Source organism: Streptomyces sp. NPDC087859 (genome assembly GCF_044742595.1).
In the GTDB taxonomy this organism is placed as follows: domain Bacteria; phylum Actinomycetota; class Actinomycetes; order Streptomycetales; family Streptomycetaceae; genus Streptomyces; species Streptomyces canus_F.
Window position 1 is genome coordinate 219,228 of record NZ_JBIUUU010000009.1, and the last position, 24,349, is coordinate 243,576.

21 protein-coding genes, 2 tRNA genes and 1 pseudogene are annotated in these 24,349 nt (G+C 71.0%); 12 read left to right on the plus strand and 12 right to left on the minus strand.

Going from position 1 to position 24,349, the window contains the following annotated elements:
- Positions 1-36 precede the first annotated feature (36 nt).
- Positions 37-442, minus strand: a pseudogene (locus ACIOHP_RS23435) (FCD domain-containing protein); the annotation flags it as partial.
- 247 nt (positions 443-689) lie between these two features.
- Between ACIOHP_RS23435 and ACIOHP_RS23440 the strand changes: the two are divergent.
- Together ACIOHP_RS23440 and ACIOHP_RS23445 are read left to right on the plus strand one after the other, a co-directional pair.
- Entirely contained in the window at positions 690-1,649 is a 960-nt protein-coding gene (locus ACIOHP_RS23440; protein ID WP_401890408.1) for an ATP-binding cassette domain-containing protein, read from the plus strand.
- A 36-nt stretch (positions 1,650-1,685) separates the two neighbouring features.
- Positions 1,686-2,522, plus strand: a complete 837-nt coding sequence (locus ACIOHP_RS23445; protein WP_361539420.1) for an ABC transporter permease — start codon at positions 1,686-1,688, stop codon at positions 2,520-2,522.
- A gap of 65 nt (positions 2,523-2,587) precedes the next feature.
- Here ACIOHP_RS23445 and ACIOHP_RS23450 read toward each other — a convergent pair whose 3' ends face one another.
- Together ACIOHP_RS23450 and ACIOHP_RS23455 are read right to left on the minus strand one after the other, a co-directional pair.
- Positions 2,588-5,704, minus strand: a complete 3,117-nt coding sequence (locus ACIOHP_RS23450) for a BTAD domain-containing putative transcriptional regulator (RefSeq protein WP_401890411.1) — start codon at positions 5,702-5,704, stop codon at positions 2,588-2,590.
- Between the two features lie 141 nt (positions 5,705-5,845).
- Positions 5,846-5,919: transfer RNA gene (locus ACIOHP_RS23455), tRNA-Lys, on the minus strand.
- Positions 5,920-6,143: 224 nt separating this feature from the next.
- Here ACIOHP_RS23455 and ACIOHP_RS23460 point away from each other — a divergent pair.
- The 6 genes from ACIOHP_RS23460 (at position 6,144) to ACIOHP_RS23485 (ending at position 12,097) form a co-directional block, all read left to right on the plus strand.
- Positions 6,144-7,409 (plus strand): peptidoglycan-binding protein, encoded by a 1,266-nt coding sequence (locus ACIOHP_RS23460; protein ID WP_401890413.1) that lies wholly within the window; start codon positions 6,144-6,146, stop codon positions 7,407-7,409.
- 64 nt (positions 7,410-7,473) lie between these two features.
- Positions 7,474-8,613, plus strand: coding sequence for an SPFH domain-containing protein (locus tag ACIOHP_RS23465; protein ID WP_401890415.1), 1,140 nt, complete (start codon positions 7,474-7,476; stop codon positions 8,611-8,613).
- A 98-nt stretch (positions 8,614-8,711) separates the two neighbouring features.
- Positions 8,712-9,317 (plus strand): lytic polysaccharide monooxygenase, encoded by a 606-nt coding sequence (locus ACIOHP_RS23470; protein ID WP_361539409.1) that lies wholly within the window; start codon positions 8,712-8,714, stop codon positions 9,315-9,317.
- Positions 9,318-9,351: 34 nt separating this feature from the next.
- Positions 9,352-9,783, plus strand: coding sequence for a DUF3592 domain-containing protein (locus tag ACIOHP_RS23475; protein WP_401890418.1), 432 nt, complete (start codon positions 9,352-9,354; stop codon positions 9,781-9,783).
- Between the two features lie 58 nt (positions 9,784-9,841).
- Positions 9,842-10,375 (plus strand): DUF3592 domain-containing protein, encoded by a 534-nt coding sequence (locus ACIOHP_RS23480; RefSeq protein ID WP_401890421.1) that lies wholly within the window; start codon positions 9,842-9,844, stop codon positions 10,373-10,375.
- Positions 10,376-10,447: 72 nt separating this feature from the next.
- A complete protein-coding gene (locus tag ACIOHP_RS23485) occupies positions 10,448-12,097 on the plus strand; it encodes a long-chain-fatty-acid--CoA ligase (protein WP_401890424.1) in 1,650 nt (549 codons plus the stop codon).
- A gap of 130 nt (positions 12,098-12,227) precedes the next feature.
- On the opposite strand, the gene ACIOHP_RS23490 is transcribed toward ACIOHP_RS23485, so the two are convergent.
- From ACIOHP_RS23490 to ehuB, 6 genes are all read right to left on the minus strand, one after another.
- Positions 12,228-12,301, minus strand: a tRNA-Lys gene (locus ACIOHP_RS23490).
- Between the two features lie 108 nt (positions 12,302-12,409).
- On the minus strand, positions 12,410-13,168 hold the full coding sequence (locus tag ACIOHP_RS23495) for an IclR family transcriptional regulator C-terminal domain-containing protein (RefSeq protein WP_361539397.1): 759 nt from the start codon (positions 13,166-13,168) through the stop codon (positions 12,410-12,412).
- A gap of 205 nt (positions 13,169-13,373) precedes the next feature.
- Positions 13,374-14,135 (minus strand): ectoine/hydroxyectoine ABC transporter ATP-binding protein EhuA, encoded by a 762-nt coding sequence (gene ehuA, locus ACIOHP_RS23500; protein ID WP_401890829.1) that lies wholly within the window; start codon positions 14,133-14,135, stop codon positions 13,374-13,376.
- Positions 14,136-14,154: 19 nt separating this feature from the next.
- Positions 14,155-14,805 (minus strand): ectoine/hydroxyectoine ABC transporter permease subunit EhuD, encoded by a 651-nt coding sequence (gene ehuD / locus ACIOHP_RS23505; protein WP_353696737.1) that lies wholly within the window; start codon positions 14,803-14,805, stop codon positions 14,155-14,157.
- Positions 14,802-15,521, minus strand: a complete 720-nt coding sequence (gene ehuC, locus ACIOHP_RS23510; protein ID WP_401890428.1) for an ectoine/hydroxyectoine ABC transporter permease subunit EhuC — start codon at positions 15,519-15,521, stop codon at positions 14,802-14,804. Before ehuC ends, ehuD begins: the two co-directional genes overlap by 4 nt.
- Positions 15,518-16,447, minus strand: a complete 930-nt coding sequence (gene ehuB, locus ACIOHP_RS23515; protein ID WP_401890431.1) for an ectoine/hydroxyectoine ABC transporter substrate-binding protein EhuB — start codon at positions 16,445-16,447, stop codon at positions 15,518-15,520. Before ehuB ends, ehuC begins: the two co-directional genes overlap by 4 nt.
- A 96-nt stretch (positions 16,448-16,543) precedes the next feature.
- On the opposite strand from ehuB, the gene ACIOHP_RS23520 reads away from it, so the two are divergent.
- Entirely contained in the window at positions 16,544-17,038 is a 495-nt protein-coding gene (locus tag ACIOHP_RS23520; RefSeq protein WP_361495208.1) for a DUF3830 family protein, read from the plus strand.
- Here ACIOHP_RS23520 and ACIOHP_RS23525 read toward each other — a convergent pair.
- On the minus strand, positions 17,019-18,404 hold the full coding sequence (locus ACIOHP_RS23525; RefSeq protein ID WP_401890434.1) for an amidase: 1,386 nt from the start codon (positions 18,402-18,404) through the stop codon (positions 17,019-17,021). The two genes, ACIOHP_RS23520 and ACIOHP_RS23525, sit on opposite strands and share 20 nt — an antisense overlap.
- 32 nt (positions 18,405-18,436) lie before the next feature.
- Entirely contained in the window at positions 18,437-19,384 is a 948-nt protein-coding gene (locus tag ACIOHP_RS23530) for a D-2-hydroxyacid dehydrogenase (protein ID WP_361539384.1), read from the minus strand.
- A gap of 132 nt (positions 19,385-19,516) precedes the next feature.
- Between ACIOHP_RS23530 and ACIOHP_RS23535 the strand changes: the two genes are divergently transcribed.
- From ACIOHP_RS23535 to ACIOHP_RS23545, 3 genes are all read left to right on the plus strand, one after another.
- Positions 19,517-20,317: an aspartate/glutamate racemase family protein gene (locus tag ACIOHP_RS23535; protein ID WP_361539859.1), complete on the plus strand. Its 801-nt coding sequence runs from the start codon at positions 19,517-19,519 to the stop codon at positions 20,315-20,317.
- Positions 20,314-21,045, plus strand: coding sequence for a decarboxylase (locus ACIOHP_RS23540; RefSeq protein ID WP_401890438.1), 732 nt, complete (start codon positions 20,314-20,316; stop codon positions 21,043-21,045). The genes ACIOHP_RS23535 and ACIOHP_RS23540 overlap by 4 nt, the downstream gene beginning before the upstream one ends.
- A 284-nt stretch (positions 21,046-21,329) precedes the next feature.
- On the plus strand, positions 21,330-22,418 hold the full coding sequence (locus tag ACIOHP_RS23545; RefSeq protein ID WP_401890440.1) for an LLM class flavin-dependent oxidoreductase: 1,089 nt from the start codon (positions 21,330-21,332) through the stop codon (positions 22,416-22,418).
- Here ACIOHP_RS23545 and ACIOHP_RS23550 read toward each other — a convergent pair.
- A complete protein-coding gene (locus ACIOHP_RS23550) occupies positions 22,397-24,214 on the minus strand; it encodes a putative bifunctional diguanylate cyclase/phosphodiesterase (RefSeq protein ID WP_401890443.1) in 1,818 nt (605 codons plus the stop codon). The two genes, ACIOHP_RS23545 and ACIOHP_RS23550, sit on opposite strands and share 22 nt — an antisense overlap.
- Positions 24,215-24,349 lie beyond the last annotated feature (135 nt).

A 24,349-nucleotide genomic window follows, 5' to 3' on the forward strand; every position in this document is an offset into this window, starting at 1 on the left:
GCATGATCGCAAGATGCGAAACGCGGTGTTTACCGGTCATACGCGTTCATTGTGGCCCCTGTGGGGGCCTTGTGGGGAGGTTGTGGGCAGCCGGGCACGGATGTTGCCGAAGTGCTCTCTTATGACCCCCTCTGCCCATATCGCATCCCAGGACCGTATCGCACCCAAGATCTCCCGGTGCCGCCCGCAGATGATCCATGGATCCTGCGGACACCCCCGAGATCCGTGCGTACGCGGTGGAAGGCGTCCGGAACGCCTCCATCACCTCGCCCGACGCCACCTTGTCCAGACCCCCGTACAAGGTGGCGTGAAACGCTCGGTCGGTGTCGGCCAGGCCGTCGCCTCCGTGCGCGGCCTGTTGTTCCATACGGCCCACGAGCCCGTCCAGTTCAACGGGATCACCCTGCGGCAGCCGCCCCGCGAGCCGTGACACGAGCCCCGTCACGAGCTGCCATGGGCGAGAGGGTATCCGGCCAAACGGCCGGGAAGCGCCCCGTTCGCCCGAGAGACTTTTGTGACCTGGGGTCTCCCTGACCCTCCCTGACACCTCTCGTACGTCCTGACTGACAGCCCTCGTACGTCCTGTCAGCGCGTCCGCCGGCTCTGTCAGCGGGATGTCCGCGGCCTGTCAGCGCCCCCCGGCAGAGTCCCGCTCATCGAGAACGGCACGCAGCTGACGAGGAGTTGAGATGTCCTACGCGATCCGCGCCGAGGGGCTGGTCAAGAAGTACGGGGACTTCACCGCCCTGGACGGGGTGGACCTGGAGGTCCCGGCCGGCAAGGTCGTCGGCGTCCTGGGCCCCAACGGTGCCGGCAAGACCACCACCGTGCGCATCCTGGCCACGCTGCTGCGGCCCGACGCGGGCCACGCGATCATCGGCGGGCACGACATCGCCAAGGACCCGGTGCGGGTACGGCAGCTGATCGGGCTGACCGGCCAGTACGCCTCGGTGGACGAGACGCTGTCCGGCGCCGAGAACCTGGTCCTGATCGGCCGGCTGCTCGGTCTGTCCCGGCGGGACGCGAGGACCAGGGCCGCGGAGCTCCTGGAGAACTTCTCGCTCACCGAGGCCGCCAAGCGCCCCATCGCCACCTTCTCCGGCGGTATGCGCCGCCGGCTCGATCTGGCCGCGAGCCTGGTGGGCCGGCCCCGGATCCTCTTCCTGGACGAGCCCACCACCGGACTCGACCCGCACGCCCGCCAGGAGGTCTGGGACGTGGTCAAGGGGCTGGTCGCGGACGGCTCCACGGTCCTGCTCACCACGCAGTACCTGGAGGAGGCCGACCAGCTCGCCGACTCCATCACGGTGTTCGACAAGGGCCGCAAGGTCGCCGAGGGCCGGCCCGGGGAGCTCAAGCGCCGCGTCGGCGGACAGATCCTTCAGGTCCGCCCGACCGTGCCGGCCGACGTCCCGCAGGTGGCCGCGATCCTGGCCGAACTGTCCGGGCACACCGCTGCCGAGGAGTCGGGCGTGCTGACCGTTCCGGCCGACGAGCCGCTGCTGGTCTCCGCGGTCGCCCGCCGGCTCGACGGCGCCGGGATCTCGGCCGACGAGCTCGGGCTGCGACTGCCCAGCCTGGACGAGGTGTTCCTCGCCCTGACCGGCCACGCGCCCGCCGTGGCCGCCGCCGAACCGGCCGCCGTCTGACCCCCGACTCTCCCCACCCGGAAGGACTCCACCGTCATGGCCACCGACATCCTCACCACCCCCGACACCGCTGAGCTCTCCGCCCCCGCCAGGCCGGCCCGGATCGGTCTCGTGCCCACGCTCCACCACAGCCTGGCCCTGGCCGGGCGGGGCGCCACCAAGTTCCTGCGCTCCCCGCTCCAACTGGTCGACGTGGTCCTGACCCCGATCATCTCCCTGCTGATGTTCGTCTACCTCTTCGGCAAGGCGATCTCCGGCGGCGACCAGGACGCCTACGTGCAGCTGATCGTCCCCGGCGTCATGGTGATGACCGTGTTCCAGGCCAGCATCGGCATCGGGGTCTCCCTCAATGCGGACGCGAGCACCGGGATCTTCGACCGGTTCCGTTCCATGCCGATCGCCCGCTCGGCCCCGCTGATCGGCGCCGTGCTCGCCGACTTCGTCCGCTACGCCGTGTGCCTGGGCACCCTGGTCGTCCTCGCGCTGATCATGGGATACCGCCCCGACACCACCGTGCCCGCCGCGCTCGCCGCCCTCGGTCTGCTCATCGCCTTCGCGATGTCCTTCTCCTGGATGTCGGTGTGGCTCGGCATGGTGGCCAAGACCCCCGGTTCCGTGCAGGGCCTGATGACCATCCTGGTACTGCCCCTCACCTTCGCCAGCAACGTCTTCGTCCCCGCCGACGACATGGCCGGCTGGCTCCGCGCCTGGTCCGACGTCAACCCCGTCTCCCTCATGGCCGACACCACCCGAGGCCTCCTCGGCGACGGCGCGGTCGCCGCACCGCTGGCGGGCAGCCTGGCGTGGATGGCCGGCATGGTCGTGGTGTTCCTGCCCCTGGCGATGCGCGCCTACCGCAAGAACAACGGCTGACCCGGTGACCCTGCTCGACGGGGTGGGAGCCGCACGTCACGTGCGGCTCCCACCCCGTCGTCGCGCTACTCCGCCCGCACCGGGGCCCGCACCGCCCAAGCCCCCAGCGCCTCCCGCTCCAGCCAGTCCCGCGCCTGTGCCCGAGGCATGGCCGCCCCCTCCCCGTACGCCGCGCGATACCCCTCCTCGCCCAGCGCCTCGACCATCCGCCGCCGATGCCCCTGGAGCTCCGGCTCTCCCGCGTCGAAGGCGCCGCGCATGACCTCGCTGATCCCGAACGCGGTAGCTCCGGCGGCCGGGGCGCCCTCCAGGGTGCGCAGTCCGCCCAGGAGTTCGGCGACCCAGGCGAGGCCCGCCCCGGCGCCCTGGCCGAAGAGCGCGCCCGCCGCCCGGGGGAGCAGGGCCCGGGCCTCGGGGGCGCGGCCTTCGGCGAGATGGTTCTCGACGCGGGTGCTGAGGACCAGGTCGTGGGCGAGTTCCGCGAGGTCGGGGCGGCGGCGGGACAGCGCCTCCAGGTGGTCCAGGGTCCGGTTCGCCTGGTCCACGTCCCCGGACATCCGATGCGCGTTGGCGAGGCCGACCAGGATGTTGGCCTCCAGCCGCAGCTGGCCGCGCTCCCTGGCCTGGCGGTGTGCGGCGCGCAGATCACGGAACGCGCCGTCGAGGTCTCCGCTGCGCCGCCGCTCACGGGCGAGTCGCGCCTTGCTGAGATAGAGGTAGTCCTCGGTGCCCAGCTCGGAGCTGAGGACGACGGCCCGTTCGAACGTCGCGATGGCGGAGGCGTGCTCCCCGCGCAGCGAGTGGTCACGGCCGATCGGCATCAGCGCGAGCACGATTCCCCACCGGTCACCCACGGCCTCGAAGCCCCGCAGCGCCTCGATCCGCGACGCCACCCCGGTCTCCAGGTCGCCCTGCTCGGTGAGCGCGAAGTCCCGGGCGAGATGGGCACTGGCCCGCACCCACGGATCGGACGAGGCGAGCAGATCGTCAGCCGTCGGCGAGCTGCCTCCGAAGGCGACCTGGGACATCCGCAGGAGCAGCCCGGCGGGATGGAACTCACGGTCCACCGCCGAGTCCCCGCCCAGGGCCGCCGGGGCGGCGGCGGAGTCGGCCACGGCCGCCAGATGGGTCTCGAGGCGGCTGCCCATCCCTCGTATGCCCCAGTACCAGAACATCGCGGCACCGAACCGCACCGCCGTCTCCCGGTCCCCGGCCTCCCGGACGAGCCGCAGCGCGTGCGTGAGGTTGTCGTGCTCGCTGTCGAAGACGGCGGTGGCGCGCAGCTGTGCGCCGGTGCGCAGGAGCGGTTCGTGCCGCTGGGCCAGGGCCAGGTGGTACGCCGTGAAGCGGGCCGTCAGGTCGTCGCCGGACTCGGCCAGGCGCCGGGCCGCGTACGCGCGGACGGTGTCGAGCATCCGGTAGCGCGACTCGCCGTCGGCGTCCCGGACCTCCTGCACCAGCGACTTCTCGATCAGCGCGCCGAGCACGTAGAGGACGTCGTCGGCGGGCACCTGCGGGTCCGAGCAGACCGTTTCCAGGGCCGCGAGCGTCGCCCCGCCGGGGAAGGCGGACAGTCTGCGGGCGAGGATCCGCTCCGGTTCGTCGAGCAGGTCCCAGCTCCACTCGACCATCGCGAGCAGGGTGCGCTGACGCGGCAGGGCCGTCCGGCTGCCGGAGGAGAGCAGCCGGAACCGGTCGTCGAGGCGGCGTGCGATCTGCTCCACGCCCATCGACCGCAGCTTGGCCGCGGCCAGCTCCAGGGCGAGCGGCATCCCGTCCAGGCGGCGGCAGATCTCCAGGACGGCGTCCAGGTTCGACTCGTCGAGGGCGAACCCCTGCCGGACCCCGGCGGCCCGGTCCACGAACAGCCGGACCGCGGCCGCCGCCATCGCCTCGGCCGGCTCGGGCGACCCCGTGGGGACGTCCAGGGGTCCGAGGTGGAACAGCGACTCGCCGTTGATGGCGAGGGGCTCGCGGCTGGTCGCGAGGATACGCAACTCGGGCAGGCGTACGAGGAGTTGATCGGCGAGCTCGGCGACCGCCTCGACGACGTGCTCGCAGTTGTCGATCAGGAGCAGGGTGTCGCCACTGCCGAGGATCTCGGCCGTCCGCTCCACCGCGGAGGCCTGCTGGGCCCCGCCGCCCTCGTACAGCCGGCCGTCGGTGGAGCTGAGCGCGCCGAGCACCACGTCGGCCAACTGGTCGAGGCGGCTGACACCGGCGAGGGGCACGAAGCGGACGCGGTCCCGGGCGTGCGCGGCGTCCCTCGTCGCGGCCTCCAGCGACAGCCGCGTCTTGCCCGCGCCGCCCGGGCCGACCAGGGTCACCAGACGGGCCGAACCCATCAGATCCGCGAGCCGGTCCAGTTCGCCGTCGCGGCCGACGAAGCTGGTCAGCCGGGCCGGCAGTCGGCTCGGGGCGTTGGTGGGCCGTGCCGCCGGACGCTCCAACTCGCCCCGCAGCAGCGCGAGATGGATCTCCCGTACCTCGGCCGACGGGTCGACGCCGAGCTCGTCGCCCAGCCTGCCGCGCAGGTCCTCGTAGACGGCGAGGGCATCGGACTGGCGGCCCGCCGCCGACAGCGCACGCATCCGCAGGCCCGCGAGGCGCTCGCTCAACGGCCGCCGGGCGCCGGCTGCCTCGAGGTCGGCCAGGACGTCGGCGTACCGCCCCGCCCGCAGCTCGGCGTCGAAGCGGTCCTCGACGGCCGCGGCCCGCAGTTCGTCGAGGCGGGTGGCGGCCGCGCCCGCGAACGGGGCCTCCAGCACATCCGCGAGGGCCGCGCCCCGCCACAGGCCCAGCGCGGCCGTGAGCGTCCGTGCCGCCTCCTCGGTCCGGCCTGCCGCGAGAGCGTGTCTGCCCCGGGCCGCCAGGTCCTCGAAGCGGTACGTGTCCACGTCCTCTTCCCGTACGGAGAGCCGGTAGCCGCCCGCCACGGCGTCCACCGTGCCGGTGCCGCGCAGGACCTTGCGCAGCCGGGACACCAGGGCCTGCAGCGCGTTGGCCGCGTCGGCCGGGGGCTGCTCGCCCCACAGGCCGTCCACCAGGGAGTCCACGGAGACCGGGCGGCCGGCTTCGAGGGCGAGCCGGGCGAGCAGCATCCGCAGCCGCGCGCCGCCGATGTCGACGGGACCGTCCCCGCCGTGCACCCGCACCGAGCCCAACAGATCCACCCTGAACATGCCAATTCCCCCACCCGCTGAGCCGCCCCTCGACCCCAACGCGCGCTAAGGATCACCCACTTGACCGCCCCGGTAAACCCCCGCCCGGACCCCCGGCAACACGAAAGGCCCCCCACCGGAGTGAGGGGCCTTCGTTGTCTGTGCGCCGCCAGGGACTCGAACCCCGGACCCGCTGATTAAGAGTCAGCTGCTCTAACCAACTGAGCTAGCGGCGCCTGCTGACCCGGAGAACTCTACCCGATGTTTAGGAGTGCTCCGGACCGCCTCACCAGGGGCGCAGCGGTCGCCGTACATCATTCGGACCGTCAACATGCGCGTCCGGACGACAGTTGAGAAACTGACGAATGTGCACAGTCGCGGACATTTCCATCTGGAGTGTGAGGGGAATCGCATGGAGGCTCCGGGATTCAAGGAACCGGTATTCGAGGAATTCGATCCCATGAGCGACTGCGACTGCCCCGGATGCGTTCACTGGCGGCGCGTCCTGCCGCATTCCCGAACCGGCCGCCACCCGGCGGCCCACCGGGCGGTCGTACTCGCCGCGGCCGTCTCCACCGTCCTCGTCGGCCACGCCGCCCCCGCCGTCGCCACCCCGCACGCCCCCGCCCGTCCCGGCGTTCCCGCAGGTGACGAGCCCGATACCCCGCAGGGCGGCAAGGCCCCGCTGCACGGCCCGGGCGCCAAGCCGGCGGTGATCAAGACGCCGGCCACCACCCGCGCCGAGATCATCACGCGGGCCAAGAACTGGGTCGCCGCGCAGGTCCCGTACAGCATGTCGGAGTACTGGTCCGACGGTTACCGGCAGGACTGCTCCGGCTTCGTCTCGATGGCCTGGAACCTGCCGGGCAACGAATGGACGGGCAGCCTCGACCAGTACGGCGTGAAGATCGCCAAGGACGATCTCCAGCCCGGAGACATCCTGCTGTTCCACAATCCCGCGGACCCCCAGAAGGGCTCGCACGTGGTCATCTTCGGCGGCTGGACGGACTACACGCACACCTACTACATCGCCTACGAGGAGACCCGCCCGCGCGCCCGCAAGCAGGCCACCCCGTACGCGTACTGGAGCAACTCGGCCCGCTACACCGCCTACCGCTACAAGGGGCTGACGGCGGGCACGCCGGGCAGCGACAAGCCGAGCGAGCCGTCGCCGACGGAGGCCGCCCCGTACCCCGGCGCCGCCTACTTCGGCCCCGGAGCCAACAACAAGTACGTCACCGAGCTGGGCCGCATGCTCGTCGAGCGGGGCGCCGGCGCCTACTACACCTCGGGTCCGGGCCCCCGCTGGACGGACACCGACCGCCGTGCCACCCGGGCCTTCCAGCAGGCACAGGGCTGGCAGGGCCGGGACGCGGACGGGCTGCCGGGGCCGCAGACCTGGACGCTGCTGGCGACCGGCCAGGGCAAGGACATCAGGACCGGGGCGGCCGCGCCCGCCGCACCGGGGGCACCTTCCTCGCACGGGGTGTCCGGCTATCCGGGGCGGGCGGTGTTCCGGCCCGGCGTCAGCAGCAAGTACGTCACCCTGCTCGGAAAGCAGCTGGTGAAGAAGGGGTTCGGCAAGTACTACACGACCGGCCCCGGTCCGCGCTGGGGCGAGGCGGACCGCCGGGCCGTGGAGGCCTTCCAGCGCACCCAGGGCTGGCGGGGCGGCGCGGCGGACGGCTATCCGGGGCCGGAGACCTGGCGGCGGCTGTTCGCATAGGCCGCTGTCCCGCGACAACCCATCCACTGTCATGACGTTTCTGGCGCGGAGGCTGGAGGCACGCATGAGCACGACCACTTCCCACACCCCCTCATCGACACCGGAGCCCGATGGGCCTGCCGAGACGACCACCGCGTCCCGGCCCGCCCGGCTCATCCAGAACGAGGTGACCACCGAGATCCCCGTCCATCTGCTGTTCCGCGACGACCCGGACCCGGCACCGGTGCCGCTGACCCCCGCGATCGTGGGGCGCCGGCAGGGCACCGGCGAGCAGCCGCGCTTCCGGCGCCCGGTACCTGTCGGCCCGCGCCCCGCGGCCCAGGTCGACCCGGATCTCGTGGAGCGGCCCGCGCGGGTACTGCCCGGCTCGGCGGGGGTGCTCGCCGGGATCTGCGGGGCGACCGGGTGCGTGGCCGCCTCGTGGTGGGCGGGCGTGCTCTCGCCGCTCGCGGTGGAGGCGCTGCGGCTGCCGCAGTACGCCGGTGCCGGGCTCGGTCCCGCCCAGTGGGCCGCGTACGCCGGGGCCGGCGCCCTGAGCCTGTTCGGCTTCGGCGGGCTGGCGCGCGGGCGGACCGGACGGGCCTGGGTGCTCGGCCTCTTCGGCCGCTACCGGGGCACGGTCCGGCGCACCGGCCTGATGTGGGTCAACCCGCTGCTGCTGCGCCGCCGGGTCGATGTCCGGCTGCGGCACTGGCGCGGCGAGCCGATGCCGGCCGCCGACGGCAACGGGGTCGCGCTGCGGGTCGTCGTCCTCGTGGTGTGGCGGGTGCGGGACACCGCGCGGGCCACGCTGGGGGTCGAGGACCACGAGACGTATCTGCGCGAGTGCGTAGAGGCGGCGCTGGCGCGGGTGCCGGTGGAGCCGCCGGGCTCGGCGAGGGCGTCGGTGGACTCGGCGACCGACGCGCTGACCCGGCTGGTGGCGGCGGACGCGGGGCCGGTCGGCCTGGAGGTGTTCTCGGTGCAGCCGGTACGCGTCGAGTACGCCCCCGAGGTCGCCCCCGCGATGCATCGCCGCCGGATCGCCGCGCTGGACGCCCAGCACCGGTCGAGCGTGCTGACGTCGGTCGTGGACTCGGTGGAGGACACGGTGACCCGGCTGACCATGCGCGGCCTGGTGGAACTGGACGACTACGAACGCAAGGCGCTGGTCAAGGACTTGACGGTGGCGTTCTGCGCGGGACGCGGGGAGACGGGTCAGTGATTGGTCTGGACATGCTCAAGCAACGGCAATAATCTGGGACTTGGTCTAGACCTGCACGGCTCACTGAACTTCCCCCACGTTCTCCAGGGAGCGGCAGCATGCGCAAAAAGACCAAGTGGTACGCCGCCGTGCTGGGCCTCAGCACGGCCGGAGCCCTCGTGCTCTCCTCCGGCGGCGCGAGCGGACACGGCTACACCGACCTCCCCGTCAGCCGGCAGAAGGTCTGTCAGAACGGCACCGTGACCAACTGCGGCGACATCCAGTGGGAGCCGCAGAGCGTCGAGGGCCCCAAGGGCTTCCCCGGCTCCGGCCCGGCCGACGGGACGATATGCAGCGGCGGTCACAGCCGGTTCAGCCAGCTCAGCTCACCGAGGACGCCCTCGGGCGGCGCCTGGCCCACCACCAGGGTGACGGGCGGTCAGAGCTACACGTTCCGCTGGCAGTTCACCGCACGTCACGCCACCACCGACTTCAAGTACTACGTCACGAAGGCGGGCTGGAACCAGAACCACAACCTCGCCCGCTCCGACCTCAACCTGACCCCGTTCCTCACGGTCCCGTACAACAGCCAGCAGCCCCCGGCCACCCTCTCCCACAGCGGCACCCTGCCGTCGGGCCTGAGCGGCCATCACGTGATCCTCGCGGTATGGACGATCGCGGACACCGGCAACGCGTTCTACGCCTGCTCGGACGTCACCTTCTGATCAACCTGGTCAACTCCGGTAGGGTCCGCGTTCCGTGAATCCCTACTTCAACATAGTGATGCCCCTGATGATCGCCCTCCTGGTCTGGGGCGGGTACGCACTCGTACGCCGGACCAGGGAGCGGCGAGCCGCCTGGGAGAGCGGACTGACCGCCCGGGCGAGGGTGGTGCGCGCCTGGGCCACGACCCAGATGGTCAACAACGTGGCCCGGCGCGTGCAGTGGCACGAGTACGACTACACCACCGGTGACGGCCTCGCGGTCCGCTTCAAGGAGAGCGGCGGCCCCCGGGACCGCGACAGCGGCGAGGAGGTCCTCGTGTACTACACGCCCGCGGACCCCGAGAAGGCCACCGCGTCCGAGCCGCAGCCCGGCAAGGACACGGCGGGCATGGTGTTCGGACTGTTCTTCATCGGGGCGGCCGTCATCGCGATCCTGTACGCCTGGACGACCGTGCCGGAACTCTGAGCGTTACTTGAGACAGTCCGGCACTCCCCGCGGGTACGTTCCCTCCACGATCAGTACTTTGACCGGGGGAAGCATCATGGACGTCGTCTTCTACCTCGTACCCAGCCTCATGCTGGCCGGGGTTCTCTACCTGTCCTACCGGGTGCTGCGGCGCTCGCTGCAGATCCGCAGCGCCTGGAACAGCGGGCTGACGGCCGAGGGGCGCTGTCTGCGGGTGTTCACGACGATGCACGGCGGCGGTGGCGACTCGTCCGTGAGCACCACGCTGCACCATGTCTACGAGTTCACCGCCCGCGACGGCCGCACGGTCCGCTTCGAGGAGGAGAACGGGCCGGCGACCAACCTCGAGGGCGACTTCGTCACCATCCACTACGCCGAGGGCCAGAACGTGGTCGCCACGGCCAAGCCGCCGCAGCGTGGCAGGCTGACGGCGTCCACCGTGGGCATCCTGGCGTTCCTCGGGGTGTTCGTGGTGTTCTGCGTCGGCTTCATGGTCACGTTTCACGCGATGTCCGACGAGTTCGGCTTCGGCGACGATGTCGACGACACCACCAACACCGTCGTCGTGGACGGCGTGACGCTGACCCCGTGACCGCACGACCTCGTGACCCCATGACCTCGTGGGGCTCCACATCTGACGGTGTATCAACTACCGTGCGCCGCCATGGAGTCCAACAGGCGCACGGTCGCGGAACTCGTCGCCGCCCGGTGGGACGACCACCGGCCGGGGCTGTGGTTCGAGGAACGGACGCTCACCCACCACCAGGTCGCGGCCGCCGCAGCGGCCCGGGCGGCGCTGCTGACCGACCTGCTGCCGCCCGGCGCCCATATCGGCGTCCTCCTCGACAACACCCCTGAATATCCGCTCTGGTTGAGCGCGGCCGCCCTCGCCCGCGCCGCCGTCGCCGGCATCAACCCCACCCGCCGCGGCCCCGAACTGGCCCGGGACATCCTGCACACGGAATGCCGCGTCCTGGTCACCGAGCCGGCCCAGCTGCCTCTGCTGGAGGGCCTCGATCTGCCGGGTGTCCGGCTGCTGGTGACCGGCACCGAGGAGTACGAGGCCCTGCTCGAGCCGTACGCGGACGCCCGGCCGGACGCCTCCGCCGCCGCCCCGGGCGACCGCCTCCTCCTCTACTTCACCTCGGGGTCCACCGGCTCCCCCAAGGCCGCGATCTGCACACAGGGCCGACTGGCCGCCGCGGGGCGCTCGCTGGCCGACCAGTTCGCAGTGGGGCCCGACGACGTCCACTACATCTGCATGCCGATGTTCCACGGCAACGCGGTGATCGCCGACTGGGCCCCCGCGCTCGCGGCCGGGTCGGGGGTCGCGCTGCGGCGGCGGTTCTCGGCGTCGGGATTCCTGGCGGACGTACGGCGCTACCGGGCGACGTACTTCACGTATGTGGGCCGGGCCGTGCAGTACCTCCTGGCCACCCCGGAGCGCGATGACGACCGGGACAATCCGCTCCGCATGGGCTTCGGCACCGAGGCCGGGGCCGTGGACGCCGCGGCCTTCGAGCGGCGGTTCGGGGTGCGGTTGGTGGAGGGGTACGGGTCCTCGGAGGGCGGGGCGGCCGTGCAGTGGTCGCCCGGCACGCCCTCCGGTGCCGTCGGACGGGCGGGGCCCGGGCTCGTCGTCCTCGATCCGGAGTCGCGCAAGGAGTGCCCGGCGGCCCTGTTCGACGAGGCCGGGCGGCTGCTCAACGGCGGCGAGGCGATCGGGGAACTGGTCAACCAGGGGCCGAACCCCTTCGAGGGCTACTGGCGGAATCCGGAGGCGGAGGGGGAGCGGCGGCGGGACGGGTGGTACTGGACGGGGGACCTGTTCTGCCGGGACTCCGACGGCTACCTCTATTTCGCGGGCCGTACGGACGACCGGCTGCGCGTCGACAGCGAGAACCTGGCCGCCGCGATGATCGAGAACATCCTCGCGCGATACGAGGGTGCCGGCGCCGTCGCTGTCTACGCGGTGCCGGATCCGGTGACCGGGGACCAGGTGATGGCGGCGATCGCCGGGAGCTTTCAGCCGGAGCGGTTCGCCGCGTTTCTGGCCGCGCAGCCCGACCTCGGGACGAAGATGGCGCCCCGGTTCGTCCGGGTCGTGGACCGGATGCCGGTCACGGCGACGAACAAGATCCACCGTGCCCTGCTGCGCAGAGAGGGCTTCCGCTGCACCGACCCGGTCTGGTGGCGCCCACCCGGCGAACGGACCTACCGGAAACTGACCCCCCAAGACATCGAAGGACCCCTCGCTCCCACGAGAGGCCCTTCTGAAGTGCGCCGCCAGGGACTCGAACCCCGGACCCGCTGATGCTGCATCTCCCGGGGGATGACCCCCGGACCCCCAGCCGCTGCCGTGTGCCCCCGGCTGTGTGTGACGCGAGGCGAGCAGTGACGTCATGCCGAAGGACCCCTCGCTCCCACGAGAGGTCCTTCTGAAGTGCGCCGCCAGGGACTCGAACCCCGGACCCGCTGATTAAGAGTCAGCTGCTCTAACCAACTGAGCTAGCGGCGCATGACTCTCGCCAGCTGCATTTTCTTGCCTCGCTGCTGGCGACGAAGAAAATAGTACCCGGTCCTGGGGCGTGCTTTTGACCACCGGTGGGTGACCGGCGAGTGGTGCTCAGATGGCGAGGCTCAGCAGTACCGGGGCCGCGTTCCTGTTCAGGGCGTCCGCCGCCTGGCGGAGGCGGTGGGCGTGCTCGACGGGGAGGGAGAGGGCCAGGCAGCCCACCGACGAGCCCGCGGTGATCGGGACGGCCGCGCAGACCGTGCCCACCGCGTACTCCTGGAGGTCGAGGTGGGGCACCGTCGGCGGCTGGGACTCCAGGCGGGACAGCAGGAGCTTGTCGCTGGTGATGGTCCGCGAGGTGAGGCGGGCCATCTTGTGCCGGGAGAGGTGGTCGCGGCGGCTGTTGTTGTCCAGCTGGCCCAGCAGGCTCTTGCCGAGTGCGGTGGCGTGGGCGGAGTAGCGGAAGTCGACCCACTCGTTGACGACGGGGGTCGTGGGCCCGTCCGCGTACTGGGTGATGGTGACCTCGCCGTCCACGTAACGGCTGAGATAGACGGCCGCGCCGACCGAGTCGCGCAGTCGGTCCAGCGTGCGCTGAAGTGTCTCGCGCAAGGCCTGCTCTCGGTCGTGCGCGGAACCGAGACGGGTCAGCGCGTCCCCCGTGACGTACGCGCCGTCGGCGACCTGCTCGACGTAGCCCTCGCGGCGCAGCATCAGCAGGAGCGTGGTCAGGCGCTCCGGGTCGATGTCGGTCTGCTTGGCGAGCTCGGTATCGGTGACTCCGGTGGTGTGCCGCGCCACGGCCTCCAGGACGCGAAGGGCGTCCTGGGCCGAGTGGTACGGCGCGGTCGGCTCGTGCTTCAGCGCCACGGTGTTCCCCCTGCGCTCAGTCGCTCTACAACTGGGGCCGTAATCCGGACAGCTAATCCTCTCCACGATAGCGGGCAAGAGGCTTGAAGTGAGGGCCTGTTGACGATATTCCATCCCTCTCAGCAGGGACGCTGACCCGTTGGCATATGCCAAAGTCATGCCCCAGAGGCTGGACCTCGCCCATCGGGCCCTTCACCTCTTGTAGTCAGAGCACCGCGCTGAGAAATTCCCGTGTCCGCTCCTTGGACGGCTCGCTGAAGATCTTCTCCGGCGGACCGGACTCGATGATCCGCCCGGAGTCGAACATCAGGACCTGGTCCGAGATGTCCCGGGCGAAATTCATCTCGTGGGTCACACAGAGCATCGTGATGTCGGTGCTGCGGGCGATGTCCCGGAGCACGTCCAGGACGCCCGCGACCAGCTCCGGGTCCAGCGCGGAGGTCACCTCGTCCAGCAGCAGCACCTTCGGCCGCATCGCCAGCGCCCGCGCGATCGCCACCCGCTGCTGCTGGCCGCCGGAGAGCTGGGAGGGCCGGGCGTCGCACTTGTCGGCCAGGCCCACCAGGTCGAGCAGCTCGCGGGCGCGCGCCTCCGCCTCGTCCTTGGACATGCCGAGCACGGTGACGGGCGCTTCCGTGATGTTCCTGAGCGCCGACATGTTCGGGAACAGGTTGAACTGCTGGAACACCATGCCGATCTGCTTGCGGACCTCGCGGACCTGCTTCTCCGGCGCGGGGAACAGCTGCTGCCCGTCGACGGTGATGATCCCCTCGTCGGGCTTGGTCAGCGTCATCAGCAGCCGCAGGATCGTGGTCTTGCCGGACCCGGAGGGCCCGATGAGGGTGACGTGCTTGCCGGCCTTGACGGAGAAGTCCAGATGGTCCAGGACGGTGTTGTCCCCGAACCGCTTGGTGACCTGCTCCAGGCGGATCAGCTCGCCGTCGGGCCGCTTGTCGGCGGGGTTCATGTCGGGGGTGTGCTCGATGTCAGTGGACAAGACGACGCTCCAGGGCTCGCACGAGGAGGGAGGCCAGATAGGCGATGAGGATGAAGGCCACGCCGATCACGGTCAGCGGCTCGGTGAACTGGAAGTGCTCCTGGGAGAAGAGCCGCGCCTGTCCGAGCATGTCGAGGACGGTGATCGCCATCAGCAGCGGCGTGTCCTTGAGCATGGCGATGACGTAGTTGCCGAGCGCGGGGACGACCCGGCGGATCGCCTGCGGCAGGATCACCACCCGCCACGTCCTGGTCACCGGCAGGTTCAGTGCCGTCGCGGCCTCCCACTGGCCGACGGGCACCGCCTCGATGCCGGCCCGGTAGACCTGCATCGTGTACGTCGAGTAGTGCAGGCCGATCGCGAAGACGCCGGTGGTCAGCGCCGAGAACGTCAGACCCCACTCGGGCAGTACGTAGAAGAGGAAGAACAGCTGCACCAGCAGCGGGGTGTTCCGGATGAACTCGGTGACCGCGCCCACCGGCCAGGTCACCCACCGGGTCGGCGCCCGCATCAGCAGCGCCCACACCAGGCCCAGCGCGAAGGAGATCACCGAGCCCAGCGCCAGCGCCTGCAGGGTGACCAGCAGACCGTCCCAGAACTGCGGCATGAAGTCGCCGACCGCTCCCCAGTCCCACTTCACGCGACACCACCTCCGACGCCCGTCGTCTCGGCCCGCTTCAGCTCATGTGCGGTCACCCCGCGCTCCGGTTCCTTGCCGACGCCCGACTTCAGCTTCTTCTCCAGGCCGCGCATCAGGCGGGTGAGAGCGAAGGCGATCACGAAGTAGATGACCAGCAGATACGTGTAGATCTCCTGGCTCTCCTGAAGCGCGAGGCGCACCAGGTTGCCGCTGAACGCCAGGTCGCTCATGCCGATGATCGACACCAGCGCGGTGCCCTTGAGCAGCTCGATCAGCAGGTTGGAGAACGACGGGATCATCTCCGGCACCGCCTGCGGCAGCAGGATCAGCCTGAGTCGCTGCCAGGGCGTGAAGCTCAGCGCGATCCCGCCCTCCTTCTGCGCCGGGTCGACCGCGTTCAGGGCGCCGCGCACGATCTCCGAGCCGTACGCGCCGTAGGTGAGCCCGAGGGCCAGCGTGCCCGCCCACATCGGCACCAGCTGCCAGCCGAAGGAGATCGGCAGCACGAAGTACACCCAGAAGATCATGATGAGCGCCGAGGTCCCGCGGAACACCTCGGTGTAGAAGCCGGCGAGGAAGCGCACGATCCACAGTCGATGGGTGCGGGCGACACCGACGACGAACGAGACGGCGGCCGCCAGCAGGGCGCTGAAGACGAGCAGTTGGACGGTCGTCCACACGCCCTTGAGTACGAGTTCCCACAGTCCGGTGGTCATCCGCCGCACAGCTCCTTCGCGGTGAGGTCGGTCATCTCGGCCTCCGTGAACCCGAAGGGCCTGAGGATCCGGAACAGCTCCCCGCTCTTCTTCAGCTTCCGCAGCTCCACGTTGAAGGCGTCCCGCAGCTTGGTCTCGGTCAGACGGAACGCGAACGCGCCTCCGTCGACATGCGGCTTGCCGTCCACCAGGGGCGCGAAGGCCTTGGTGGCCTCGGCCTTGGCGGACTTCTTGACGACCTCGCGGGTGGTGAGCGCGGTACCGGCGAAGACATCGGCCCGCCCGGACTCGACGGCGTTCAGCCCCGCGACCTGGTCGGGAACGATGAGGATGTCGCTCTCCTTGTACCCCGCGTCGACGGCGTACTGGATCTCGGCATACCCGGTCCCGGTGGCGAACTTGGCCTTCTTCCCGACGACGTCCTTGTAGTCGTGCAGTCCCTTGGGATTGCCCTTGCGCACGATGAACGAATCGAGCATCTGATAGTCCGGGTCGGCGAAGATGACCTGGTCACAGCGCTCGGGATTCACATACATTCCGGCGGCGACCACATCGAACTGCTGTGAGTTCAGTCCCGGAATGAGCGACCCGAACTCGGTGGGCACGGGCTGTACCCGGTCGACCCCCAGCCGTTTGAAGATGGCCTTCGCGAGCTCGGGTGCCTCGCCGGTCAGCTCGCCGTCCTTGTCGATGTAGCCGAAGGGGATCTCGCCGGCTATTCCCAGCCGTACGACACCTGCCGCCCTGAGGCGTTCGAGCAGATCACCGCCGTCCGTCGTCGACGCCGTGGCCACCCGCGAGCAGCCCGCCGCTCCCAGCGCACCGAGCGCCGCCACCCCCGCGAGCAGCGATCGGCGCGTGGTTCCGGGCGTGCTTCTGTCGGTCCGAACGTCGTTTCGAATGTCGTTTCGTATCGGTGGAGCCATGGCGGCGCGGCTACCCGACCGGATGCGACTTATGCCGATCGATTCGAGCCCGATCCCGACCGAGGCGCCCTTGACCGGCGGGGGACCATGGAACGTATGGCTGACCGCTACATCGAAGTCTCGCTGGTCAAGCGAGGGATCACCGGTACGGCGAAGCTGCTGGACGATCGTGCGCCGATCACCTGCGCGGCCGTCTGGGATTCCCTGCCGCTCGCCGGCGACGTCTATCACGCGAAATACGCCCGCAACGAGATCTACGCCCTTTTCCCGCCTTTCGCGAAATCAGAGCCACCCCTGGAAAATCCGACAGTTACCCCCATCCCTGGAGATCTCTGCTATTTCTCCTTCGCGGGTACGGAACTGGGCACCAAGTCCTACGGCTACGACCGCGAGGTCCGCGCGGGCACGACCGTGGTCGACCTGGCCCTCTTCTACGAGCGCAACAACCTGCTCCTCAACGGCGACGTGGGCTGGGTGCCCGGCATCGTCTGGGGAGCGGTGGTGGAAGGGCTGGCGGAGCTGGCCGAGGGGTGCAACGACCTCTGGCGGTCGGGGGCGTCGGGGGAGACGCTCAGCTTCCGGAGGCTGTGACCGCGTCCAGCGCATGAGCCGCCCGCAGCACCAGATCGTCCCGGTGCCGGGCGGCCACGATCTGGAGCCCCACCGGCAGTCCGTCGCCGTCCACCCCCACCGGGACGGACGCGGCCGGCTGCTGGGTCATGTTGAAGGGGTACGTGAACGGCGTCCACCCCGTCCACCGCCGATGCCCCGAACCCTTCGGCACCTCCGCGCCCGCCTCGAAAGCCGTGATCGGCACCGTGGGCGTCACCAGCAGGTCGTACGACTCGTGGAAACGGCCCATCCGGCGCCCGAGGTCCATGCGGACGTCGACCGCGGCGAGATAGTCCAGCGCGCTGTACCGCGCCCCCAGACCGCAGATCTCCCGCAGCCCCGGATCGAGCGACTCCCGCTGATACGGCCCGAAATGCTGGGTCACCCGAGCCGCCCCGCTGAACCACAGGGTGTGGAAGGCGTCCACCGGGTCGGTGAGGTCGGGGTCGGTCTCCTCGACGTACGCGCCGAGCCGGGCCAGCCGCTCCACCGCCCGCCGCACCGCCGCCGAGACCCCCGGCTGCACCCGCACCTGTCCGCCGAGGGAAGGGGAGTAGGCGATCCGCAGACCCCGTACGCCTTCCCGCAGAACACCCTGGTGGGAAGCGGCACTTGGTCCCATCCCCGACCAGTCCCGCGCGTCCGGCGCCCCGATGACGTCCAGCATCAGCGCCGCGTCGGCCGCGTCCCGTGTCATCGGCCCCACATGCGCCAGCGTGCCGAACGCGCTCGCCGGATACAGCGGCACCCGCCCGTACGTCGGTTTCAGCGCGAAGATCCCGCAGAAGGCCGCCGGGATGCGCACACTGCCACCCCCGTCCGTGCCCAGCGCCAGCGGCCCCGCGCCGAGCGCCACGGCCGCCGCCGCGCCGCCGCTGGAACCGCCCGCGGTGCGTGAGGGGTCGTGCGGGTTGCGGGTGACCCCGGACAGCGGCGAGTCCGTGACACCCTTCCAGCCGAACTCCGGGGTCGTCGTCTTGCCCAGGAACACCGCGCCGTGCTCACGCAGCCGGGCCACGGAGGGCGCGTCCTCGTCCCAACGGCCCTTCTCCGACAGTGCCTTGGAACCCTTCAGGGTCGGAGCGCCCCGCATCAGCAGGATGTCCTTCACCGTGACCGGCACCCCGTCGACCAGCCCCGCGGGCTCACCGCGCCGCCACCGGTCCGCCGACTCCCGGGCCTGCGCGAGCGCCTCCTCGGCGGTGATCCGAACGAAGGCGTTCACCTCCGGCTGGATCCGCTCGGCCCGCTCCAGGGCCGCCCGGGTCACCTCGACGGGGCTGAACCCGCCCTTGCGGTAACCGTCGACGAGCTGTACTGCGGTCAGTTCGGTGAGCTCCGTCATCCGCCCCTCCGGCTCTGTGTGCAATGGCGCAGTCAGTGCCCCGGTACGTACCCGCGCTTCTTGTCGACCACGTTCAGCAGTGGCTTGCCCGCCGCCCAGCGGTCGTACAACTCCAGGAACTGCGAGCCGAGTTCCTCCCGCCAGCCGATCGTGTCGCCGCTCATGTGCGGGGACACGATCAGCTCCGGGACCTGCCACAACGGGCTGTCGGGGCCGAGGGGTTCGTGCTCGAAGACATCCAGCGCCGCACCCGCGATCCACCGCTTGCGCAGCGCGTCCGCCAGGGCGTCCTCGACGACGAGCTGGCCACGCCCGACGTTCACGAACCGCGCCGACGGCTGCATCACCCCGAACCGCCGGGAGTCGAACATCCCGTACGTCTGCTCGGTCAGCGGCGCCGCCGCGATCACCCAGTCCGCGCGGGCGATCAGCCGGTCGAGGTCGCCCGGGCCGTGGATGCCGGTGCGCGGAGTCCGGCCGACGACGGCCGTGGTGATCTCAAGTGCCTTCAGCGTGCGGGCGATCGTCCGCCCGATGGGCCCCGAACCGACGATCACCGCCCGTGTCCCCGCCACCCGCCGCGACTCCCGGTGCCGCCACACGCCCTCCCGCTGCAGGTCCAGCGTCCGGGGCAGATCCTTCGCCATCGCGAGGACGAGAGCGGCGACGTACTCCGCGATGGGCTGGTCGAAGACGCCGCGCGCATTGGTCACCACCGTGTCGGACGCGGCGAGTTCGGGGCACATCAGATGGTCCACGCCCGCACTGGCCGTGTGCACCCAGCGCGGCCGGGGCCCCTCGCCCGGCCAGGCCGCGCGCACCGCGCGGGAGGTGAAGTCCCAGACCAGCAGGACGTCGGCGTACGGCAGCCGCTCGGCCAGCGCCGACGCGTCCGTGTGCTCGACGCGGGCGCGGCCGGTGAGACTGCCGAGGCGGGGCAGGGGATCGGCGTCCAGGACGAGAAGGGTGGGGGCGGTCATCCGAAGCCGTTCCTCCACAGGCGTCTGACATGCGCGGATTGACCACGCTCGCACCCGAACCTACCTTCGTCAACACGGGCGCGCGTACGGTCCGTTGTCCCCCCGTCTCTCACCGTGAGGCCGGTGCCTGCCATGGACCTTTCTTTTCTTGGTGGACCGCGCCCCCAGCGCGGCGTAGGTGTCGTCGCCCCCTTCGACTTCGCGCTGGACCGCGAGTTGTGGCGCTGGGTCCCCGACGAGGTGTCGCTCCATCTGACCCGCACGCCGTACGTCCCCGTCGAGGTCAGCCTCGACCTGGCCCGTCTCGTCAGCGAGCACGAGACACTGCACGACGCGGTACGCACCCTGAACGCCATCTCGCCCGAGGTCGTCGCCTACGCCTGCACCTCCGGCAGCTTCGTCGGCGGGGTCGCCGGGGAGCGGGCGATGTGCGAGGCGATGACGAGGGCGGGCGCGGTCCCGTCCGTGACGACGTCCGGCGCGCTTCTGGAGGCGCTGATCGACCTCGGCGTACGCAGGGTCGCCCTGGTGACGCCGTACACCGTGTCGGTGACCCGGGCCCTGGAGGAGTACGTCGCGGAGGCGGGCATCGCGGTCACCGGCTGCGCCTTCATGGGCCTGACCAGGCACATCTGGAAGGTCCCGTACCGGGAGGTCGTCGCCATGGCCCACAAGGCCGTCCGCCACAGCGCCGACGCGCTGTTCATCAGCTGCACCAACCTCCCGACGTACGACGTCATCCCGCAACTGGAGGCGGAACTGCGCATCCCGGTGATCTCGGCCAACCAGGTCACGATGTGGGCGGCGCTGCGCCGACTGGGTACCCGGGCGGTAGGGCCGTACCAGGCGCTGGTCGATCCGGCGGCACGGTCCGGCCCCGTGTTCCCGCAAGAGAAGCAGCCGAAAGAAGAGCAGCAGGAAGGCTGGTCATGACCGCACTCGGATTTCTCTACCCCGGCCACTCCGCCGAGGACGACTATCCGCGCATCGAGCAGCTCCTGGGCAGCGACGTCCGCCTCGACGTGGTCCACACCGACATCGGCGAGGACGCCCACCGCCCCGACGCCCTGCGCCGCATGGGCTCCGCCGAACGGCTCGCGGCGGGTGTCGAGGAACTGCGCATGGCGGGCGCCGAGTCCGTGGTGTGGGCCTGCACCAGCGGCAGTTTCGTCTACGGCTGGGAGGGCGCCCACGAACAGATCCGCGGCCTCGCCCGTACGGCGGGCCTGCCGGCCTCCTCCACCTCCTTCGCCTTCGTGCACGCGGCCCGGGAGCTCGGGGCGCGCCGGGTCGCGGTCGGGGCGACCTACCCGGACGACGTGGCGGCACTGTTCGCGGAGTTCCTGCGGGCGGGCGGCCTGGAGGTCACCGGTGTGAAGGGGGCCGGGATCATCACGGCGGCCGAGGTCGGCACCTGGGGCGAGAAGGAGGTCTTCGCCCTGGCGAGGTCGGCCGACACACCCGACGCGGACGTGATCCTCCTCCCGGACACGGCCCTGCACACCGCCGCCCACCTCCCCGCCCTGGAGAAGGAACTCGGCAAACCGGTCCTCACCGCCAACCAGGTCACCGTCTGGGAAGGCCTACGCCTGACCGACCGCAGGGTGAACGCGCCGAGCCTGGGCTCCCTGTTCACGAAGGAACCGATCGTCCAGGTGTAGGCCGTTCTCGCCCCCGCCGCCCCTACCCATTCCCATCCCCAGGGGGCTCCGCCCCCGGGACCCCCGCTCCTCAAACGGCGGAGGGGCTGGATTTGCTGACGCCGGTCCGTATCACCCAGCCCGTCCGGCGTTTGAGGACGAGGCCCCTTCAGGGCCGAAGCGGGGGTCTGGGGGCGCAGTCCCCAGGGACGGGTAGGGGCGGCGGGGGCGAAGGAATAAGCGGAGCCACCCTCCTGTTACACGCCGAAGGACAGCGCACGGCACCCACCACAGGAGGCACCACAGTGACGGCAGACGAGATTCGGGGCACGATCCACGGCACCGCCCCCGTCCCCCTCTCCGTACTGGACCTGGTCACCGTCGGTGCCGGCCGCACCGCCACGGACGCGCTGCGCACCAGCGTCGACCTGGCCAAACTGACGGAGTCCCGCGGCTTCCACCGCTACTGGGTCGCCGAGCACCACTCCATGCCGGGCGTCGCCTCGTCGTCCCCCGCCGTGATCCTCGCCCACCTCGCCGCCCACACCGACCGCATCCGCCTCGGCTCGGGCGGCGTCATGCTGCCCAACCACGCCCCGCTGGTGATCGCGGAACAGTTCGGCACCCTGGAGGCGATGGCCCCGGGCCGCGTCGACCTGGGCCTCGGCCGCGCCCCCGGCACCGACGGCGCCACGGCGGCGGCCCTGCGCCGCAGCGAACGCCTCAACGAGGGCGCCGACGACTTCCCCGAGCAGCTCGTCGAGCTGACCCGCTTCCTGGACGACGACTTCCCCGACGGCCACCCCTACCGCCGTATCCACGCGGTCCCCGGCCCCATCCAGTCGACGTCCCCCGGCGGCGTCCAGTCCCCGCACCGCCCCCCGATCTGGCTCCTCGGCTCCTCCGGCTTCAGTGCCCGCCTCGCCGCCACCCTCGGCCTGCCGTTCGCCTTCGCCCACCACTTCTCGGCGCAGAACACCGTCCCGGCCCTGGACCTCTACCGCGAGTCCTTCCGCCCGAGCGCGGTCCTGAAGGAGCCGTACGCCCTCATCGGCGTCTCCGCCCTCGCCACGGACGACGAGAAGGAGGCCCGCCGCCAGGTCCTCGCCGCGAGCCTCAACATGGTCCGCCTGCGCACCGGCCGCCCCGGCCTCGTCCCCACCCCCGAAGAGGCCGAGGCCTACGACTTCAGCCCCATGGAACGCGACTTCATCACGTCCTGGAACGCCAACGTCATCCACGGCTCGGTGGACGAGGTCCGCGCGGGCCTGGACGACCTCCAGAAGCGCACGGGCGCCGACGAGCTCATGCTCACCTCCCACGCCCACAGCGCGGAGCTGCGGCTGCGCAGCTACGAACTGATCGCCGACGCCTACGGGTTGCCGGCGGTCTGACCGCTCATCAACTCGGAGATACGATCCGGCGCCACCGGCCGCGAGTACAGCCACCCCTGGCCGGTGTCGCAGCCGATGCGGCGCAGCCGGGAGGCCTGGGCCGAGGTCTCGACGCACTCCGCGGTGACGGTCAGCCCCAGCCGGTGGGCCAGCTGGATCATCGCCTCCACGACGACCTCGTCGGCCGGGTTGGGCGGGGCGCCCGTCCCCTCGTACTGGAAGCCCCGCACGAAGGAGCCGTCCAGCTTGAGGACCGCGACCGGGAGACGGCTGAGGTAGGCGAGGTTGGAGTAGCCGGTGCCGAAGTCGTCGATGGCGATGTGGACGCCCATGTCGCTGAGGGCCTGGAGCGCCTGGAGGGGGCGGCCGGCGGAACCCATGACCGCCGACTCCGTCAGCTCCAGCTGCAGCAGGCCCGGGGCCAGGCCCGTCTCCGCGAGGATCTCGGCGACGTCCTCGACGAGGTCGGAGTCCCAGACCTGGCGGACCGCGACGTTCACGCTGACGAAGATCGGCGGCTCGCCGGGGTGGTCCAGCTGCCACCGCCGCGCCTGGCGGCAGGCGGTGGCCAGCACCCAGCGGCCGAGCTGAACGATCGAGCCGTCCTCCTCGGCCAATCCGATGAACCGATTCGGCGTCAGCATGCCGAACTGCGGGTGGTTCCAGCGGACCAGCGCCTCGACGCCCCGCAGACGGCCGTCCTCCATGCCGACCAGCGGCTGGTACTCGAGCGTGAACTCACCGCGCTCGATGGCAGGCCGGAGCGTGGAGGCGAGCGCCTGGCGGGTCATCCGATGGGCGTTGCGCTCCGGGTCGAAGAGCGTCCAGCGGGCCTTGCCGTCGGCCTTCGCCCAGTACAGCGTCGTGTCGGCGGCCTGGACCAGGGCGGTGGGGGTGGTGCCGGCCGCGTGCCGTTCCACGACGCCGATCGACGCGGAGACCGAGAGCCGGCGCCCGGAGATGTCGAAGGGCGCCTGGATCGCCTTCAGTACGGCCTCGGCGAGGTCCGCCAGCTGGTCGGTGCCGGTGGAGTCCTCGACGAGCAGGGCGAATTCGTCGCCGCCCAGTCTGGCCACCAGCGGCGCGCTGCCCCGGGTGAGGCCCGCCTCGTCGGCGCAGCGGGTCAGCCGTTCCGCCACGGCCGCCAGCAGCCGGTCGCCGACACGGTGGCCGAGGGTGTCGTTGATCGCCTTGAAGCCGTCGAGGTCGAGATAGCAGAGCCCGATCCGCCCGGTGCCGCCCTGCGCGTACGACTCCACCTCCAGCGCGGCCGACAGGCGCTCGAAGAACAGGGTCCGGTTGGGCAGCCGGGTCACCGGGTCGTGCATCTGCAAGTGCCGCAGTCGCGCCTGGAGTTCGCGCTGGGAGCTGATGTCGGCCAGGGACAGCAGCACACCGGGCTCACCCGTGCCCAGCGGCGCCACCGTCACCTGCACCCACACGGACTGGCCGTCCGGGTGCTTGAGCCGGCGGGTGCACCGCAGCCTGGCCTGCCGGCCGCGCAGCACTTCCTGGTACGCGTGCCAGGTACGCGCGTCCGAGGCCAGATCCACCAGCTCGGCGGCGACCTGCCCGGCCAGCGCCTCGGGCACGCTGCCGAGGAGTTCGCCCAGCGTCTCGTTGGCGCCGACGACCAGACCCTCGCGGTCCACGACGGCCATGGCCAGCGGCGCGGCCGCGAACGCCGATTGGTACGTCGGGGGTTCCGTACGAGGAGACGCACTGAAGTCACTGTCCGTGACGACCGCCCGGTCGAGATCTGCCGCGGGCGCCGGCCCTTCGGAGGTTCCGCTCACCGTTCGCTCCCGCAGTGCACTCGATCTCTGTCCGTGCAGGAAAGTGTGCCGATCATAGAGGCTGGCCCCCACCCCTTCCAGCCACCGTCCAGTGTCCCGGAACAACCGGCCCTTCTGGCAGATCGTTTCTGCCCG

Bases quoted from the DNA above. Each gene is read 5' to 3' on its own strand.
- ACIOHP_RS23440 (WP_401890408.1), top strand. From the start codon at position 690: ATGTCCTACGCGATCCGCGCCGAGGGGCTGGTCAAGAAGTACGGGGAC.
- ACIOHP_RS23445 (WP_361539420.1), top strand. From the start codon at position 1,686: ATGGCCACCGACATCCTCACCACCCCCGACACCGCTGAGCTCTCCGCC.
- ACIOHP_RS23450 (WP_401890411.1), bottom strand. From the start codon at position 5,704: ATGTTCAGGGTGGATCTGTTGGGCTCGGTGCGGGTGCACGGCGGGGAC.
- ACIOHP_RS23460 (WP_401890413.1), top strand. From the start codon at position 6,144: ATGAGCGACTGCGACTGCCCCGGATGCGTTCACTGGCGGCGCGTCCTG.
- ACIOHP_RS23465 (WP_401890415.1), top strand. From the start codon at position 7,474: ATGAGCACGACCACTTCCCACACCCCCTCATCGACACCGGAGCCCGAT.
- ACIOHP_RS23470 (WP_361539409.1), top strand. From the start codon at position 8,712: ATGCGCAAAAAGACCAAGTGGTACGCCGCCGTGCTGGGCCTCAGCACG.
- ACIOHP_RS23485 (WP_401890424.1), top strand. From the start codon at position 10,448: ATGGAGTCCAACAGGCGCACGGTCGCGGAACTCGTCGCCGCCCGGTGG.
- ehuA (WP_401890829.1), bottom strand. From the start codon at position 14,135: ATGAACCCCGCCGACAAGCGGCCCGACGGCGAGCTGATCCGCCTGGAG.
- ehuC (WP_401890428.1), bottom strand. From the start codon at position 15,521: ATGACCACCGGACTGTGGGAACTCGTACTCAAGGGCGTGTGGACGACC.
- ehuB (WP_401890431.1), bottom strand. From the start codon at position 16,447: ATGGCTCCACCGATACGAAACGACATTCGAAACGACGTTCGGACCGAC.
- ACIOHP_RS23520 (WP_361495208.1), top strand. From the start codon at position 16,544: ATGGCTGACCGCTACATCGAAGTCTCGCTGGTCAAGCGAGGGATCACC.
- ACIOHP_RS23525 (WP_401890434.1), bottom strand. From the start codon at position 18,404: ATGACGGAGCTCACCGAACTGACCGCAGTACAGCTCGTCGACGGTTAC.
- ACIOHP_RS23530 (WP_361539384.1), bottom strand. From the start codon at position 19,384: ATGACCGCCCCCACCCTTCTCGTCCTGGACGCCGATCCCCTGCCCCGC.
- ACIOHP_RS23535 (WP_361539859.1), top strand. From the start codon at position 19,517: ATGGACCTTTCTTTTCTTGGTGGACCGCGCCCCCAGCGCGGCGTAGGT.
- ACIOHP_RS23540 (WP_401890438.1), top strand. From the start codon at position 20,314: ATGACCGCACTCGGATTTCTCTACCCCGGCCACTCCGCCGAGGACGAC.